This window comes from Pirellulales bacterium, assembly GCA_035499655.1.
Taxonomy (GTDB): domain Bacteria; phylum Planctomycetota; class Planctomycetia; order Pirellulales; family JADZDJ01; genus DATJYL01.
This window is the reverse complement of sequence record DATJYL010000167.1, coordinates 1-3819: the sequence shown is the minus strand read 5'-3', so window position 1 is coordinate 3819 and position 3819 is coordinate 1. Positions and strand designations below refer to the sequence as shown.

At 58.1% G+C, this 3819-nt stretch carries 4 protein-coding genes; all 4 read right to left on the bottom strand.

All coding sequences use genetic code 11. The annotated features are described in order from the left end of the window. Positions 1-499 (bottom strand): GTP-binding protein (locus tag VMJ32_11920; protein ID HTQ39727.1); only part of this gene is annotated, 499 nt, incomplete at its 3' end. A 155-nt stretch (positions 500-654) separates the two neighbouring features. After that, positions 655-1389: a 1-(5-phosphoribosyl)-5-[(5-phosphoribosylamino)methylideneamino]imidazole-4-carboxamide isomerase gene (gene hisA, locus VMJ32_11915; GenBank protein ID HTQ39726.1), complete on the bottom strand. Its 735-nt coding sequence runs from the start codon at positions 1387-1389 to the stop codon at positions 655-657. Between the two features lie 454 nt (positions 1390-1843). After that, entirely contained in the window at positions 1844-2449 is a 606-nt protein-coding gene (gene hisH, locus VMJ32_11910) for an imidazole glycerol phosphate synthase subunit HisH (GenBank protein HTQ39725.1), read from the bottom strand. A 178-nt stretch (positions 2450-2627) separates the two neighbouring features. Continuing rightward, a complete protein-coding gene (locus VMJ32_11905; GenBank protein HTQ39724.1) occupies positions 2628-3458 on the bottom strand; it encodes an OmpA family protein in 831 nt (276 codons plus the stop codon). Between the last annotated feature and the right edge of the window lie 361 nt (positions 3459-3819).

Sequence of the window (3819 nt, the reverse complement as noted above, 5' to 3'; positions counted from 1 at the left end):
ACCCCAGCGGCACGTTCAGCGGCACGCACGCTTTGCCCCACATTTCCTGGACGTTCCCCACCAGCTTGGGGAAATCGATGTTCTCCGTGTCCATTTTGCTGACGACAATAATCCGCCCCACCCCCGCCTTCCCCGCCTCCTGAAACACCCGCCGCGTGTTCACTTCAATGCCCGAATGCGCGTTCACCACAATGCACGCCGTTTCCACCGCCCGCAGTGCGCCAATCGCCTGGCCGATAAAATCAGGGTAGCCTGGCGTGTCGATCAAATTGAAGTGCTTCCCCCCGTGGTCGAAGTGCACCACCGCCGCCTCAATCGAATACTTGTGCTGCTTTTCTTCCTCGTCAAAATCGCACACGCTGGTGCCGTCGTCGACGCTGGCCGGACGCGTCACCGCCCCGGTCAGGTTCAGCAGTTTGTCGATCAGCGTCGTCTTGCCCGACGACCCATGCCCGCACAGTGCCACGTTGCGAATATCTGCTACGTTGTACTTCGCCATGAGAGTTGTGGTGAAAAGTGAGAGGAATCAAGAAAGTCGAAAAGTCGAAGAGTCGAAGAGTCGAAAAGTGGAACAGTCAAAGAGTCCGATTGTTCTCCGACTGCCTAGAATTTTAGACCTTTCGACTTTTAGACTTTTAGACGCGCTCCGTCCCCTTACACCTTCAAGCCTTGCCCTTGCGCCGCCGCCAACGCCTCCCCAAGTGTCATTTTCCCTTCGTACAAAGCCCGCCCGATAATGCAACCCGCCATCGGAATTTTCGCCAGCGCCGCGATGTCCGCCGCGCTGGTCACTCCTCCGGATGCCACCACCGGCAAACGCACCGCTTCCTTCATCGCCCGATTCCCTTCCACGTTGGGCCCGTCCAACATTCCGTCGCGCGCAATATCCGTGTAAATAATCGCCGCCAGTGGTTCCTCTTCGAACTGCTTGGCAAAATCGATCGCCGACTTGCCACTCGTTTTCAGCCAGCCGTCTGTCGCGACCAGCCCCTCCCGCGCGTCGATTCCCAACACCAGCTTGCCGGGAAACTCCTGCGCCATTTTCCGGAACCATTCGGGTTCCTCTACGGCCCGCGTGCCGATGACCAGCCGGGCCAACCCCACGTCGTCTATGAGCGAGCGAATCGTGGCCTCATCTCGAATCCCGCCCCCCAGTTCCCACGGCACTTCCACCGCCCCGGCAATCGCCCGAATGCTCTCCAAATTCAGCGGCTTGCCTTCTCGCGCCCCGTCCAAATCGACCACGTGCAAACACTCGGCGCCGGCCTCGACCAACTGTCGGGCCATGTCGGCGGGGTTTTCAGCAAACACGGTTTCCCGGCCATAGTCCCCCTGTTGAAGGCGGACGCATTTGCCGCCGCGCAAGTCGATGGCTGGCCAAATCTGCATGGGCGAAGAACTCTCCCCAGCGTGAAACCGGCTCCCAGAACGGAAACTCGAAATATGCCACAGTTGCCGCCCGTTCGCAAGTAGCGGGCTGGACTAAACCGCAGAGACGCGGAGACGCAGAGAATATCAAAAAGGGATGAAGCGATTGGTTAACACCGCCGGAAAAAAGCTAAAAATGAGCGGGGCTCAGATCGACTTCGTCATTACCGCCTTTGTAGATTCGATTCTTTAAGCACGCGGAATGGCAAAACCATACCTGCCATTTATCAGCTTTTGTGCTTACTGTAATCCGGCAAGGATCAACTTCCGTTTCTGGGATGTCCGTTCCACAGAAGCAGCAAGGGCCAAATCTAACGGGAAGTTTTTGGTCCGAGGAAATCATGGTTTCCTGGCTTCCTTATAAAAATCCGCTTGTTTTCTCCGTGTCTCTGCGTCTCTGCGGTTCAATTCTGCCTTACAACGCCGCAAAGTTTCGCAGCAGCTTAAGCCCATCGGCCTGGCTTTTTTCGGGATGGAATTGCGTGGCCAGCAAATTGCCGCGCCAAATCATGGAGCAGAACGGGCCGCCGTAATCGGTCTCCGTGGCAATCACCGACGGATCACGCGGCTTCACATAATAGCTGTGTACAAAGTACACGTAAGTCCCCTCGGCCACCCCTTCCAGCATCGGCGGCCGCCTTTGAATGCTCAATGCGTTCCAGCCCATGTGCGGCACCTTCAATTCCGCCGGCACGTCAAACCGCACCACTTCGCCGGCCAGCACGCCCAAACCCTCGTGCGTGCCGTTTTCGTAGCTCACGTCGAACAACAGTTGCAGTCCCAGGCAGATGCCCAAAAACGGCTTGTCCGCTGCGATGGCGTCTTTAATCGGCCCCACCAAATCGCGCCGCCGCAGCTCGGAAATGGCGTCTTCAAACGCCCCCACGCCGGGCAGAATGACTTTATCGGCTTTGGCAATTTCCGCCGCCGAACTCGTGATCACCGCCGGCTGCCCCACCCGTTCCAGCGCCTTCTGCACGCTGCGAAGGTTTCCCATTTGATAATCGATAATGGCCAGCATGCGGCGGATTGTTCGTGGTCCGTAGTCAGTTGTCCGTTGCAGAGGAACGAAGCAAATGCCATGTGATCACGACAGATCGTTCCTGCCTGTGGTTCGCACTTTCAAGTCAATTGTAGCGAAGCCCATCAACGTTGGGCAGTGCCAGCGCATAGAGCAAGTGACAACGGGCCACGGACAATTACTGTTGCCACTGGTCCGGGTAAACCACCAATTCCACGCGGCGGTTGCGCGCCTTGCCCTGCAGCGATGCATTAGAAACCACCGGATGGTTTGCCCCGTGCCCCACCACAAACAACTGTTGCGGTCGCATATGGCCCCGGGTAGTCAGGTAATCGAACACAGCGGCCGCCCGCGCGATGGATAGTTGCGTATCGGACTGAAACACGCCCGGCGGCGGCGGATCGGAATCGGTATGCCCTTCCACCCCGATAATTTGCATCGGATATGCCCGCTCCAATTCGCTGGCCACCGATTCCAATAACGGCACCGCGTCTTGTCGGATTTGAGCCGTGCCGGGGTTGAACAACCGATCGGCCGGCATTTCTACCCGCACCACGTCCCCATCTTGGCGAACTTCCACGCCGGGAATATTGATCGTCGGCAGGTTGCGCTCCAGACTGTTGTTCGCGCTGATCGAAGCCGCACTCCGCTTCCGCATGCTGGCCGCCATCACTTGCGCTTGCTGCTCGGTGTTTTGCTGCGCATCTCGGGCCTGCGTTAATTGCTGGTTGGTGCTGGCCAGTTGTTCCTGCATGGTCGCCAAATAGCTTTTCAACGTGCTGTTTTGTTGCTGCTCTTGGGCCAGCTTGGTTTGCAAATCTTGATTGTCCATGTCTAGCGATGTCGTCCGGCTTTGCAACGCCTGTTGTTGCTGCAGCATGGCCAACTGTTGTTGCTGCTGATACGGCGACGGTGGCGGCGGCGCCGAGGCGAACGGATTCTGTTGGCAGCCGGCCACAGCCAGCGCCCCAAGCGCAATTGCAAATTGCCGGCAGTAATGGCCCGGCATGGCAAAACTCCTTCCAGCTAAACCAGCGACAAGATTGATGAACCAGACAAGAATTGCGAACCAGAAAAGATCGCCCGCGCCCCGCAGCACAATGGCCCCGCGGCGCTCCGGCGACAAAAGATAATTGGGGCGGAATGGTAACCGGCGCATTCCGCCGCCACAAGGGCAAAACTGTTTAGCCGCGACGCGCTAGCGGAGCGTGTGTGCCTGCATTCCCGGCCCGCCTTCACGCTATCTTTGCTAGCGTGCTCTCGGCCGCCTCGGGAGTCCACAACCGCGGATAACTACCATAAAACCGCTTGATGTAATTCCGGTGCCACCGCTGCTTGGCGTGCGGTTCCCAACCCTCTCGGGCCAGCAG

Excerpts from the sequence above, each read along its gene's own strand:
- hisH (HTQ39725.1), bottom strand. The coding sequence starts at position 2,449 with ATGCTGGCCATTATCGATTATCAAATGGGAAACCTTCGCAGCGTGCAG.
- VMJ32_11905 (HTQ39724.1), bottom strand. The coding sequence starts at position 3,458 with ATGCCGGGCCATTACTGCCGGCAATTTGCAATTGCGCTTGGGGCGCTG.
- hisA (HTQ39726.1), bottom strand. The coding sequence starts at position 1,389 with ATGCAGATTTGGCCAGCCATCGACTTGCGCGGCGGCAAATGCGTCCGC.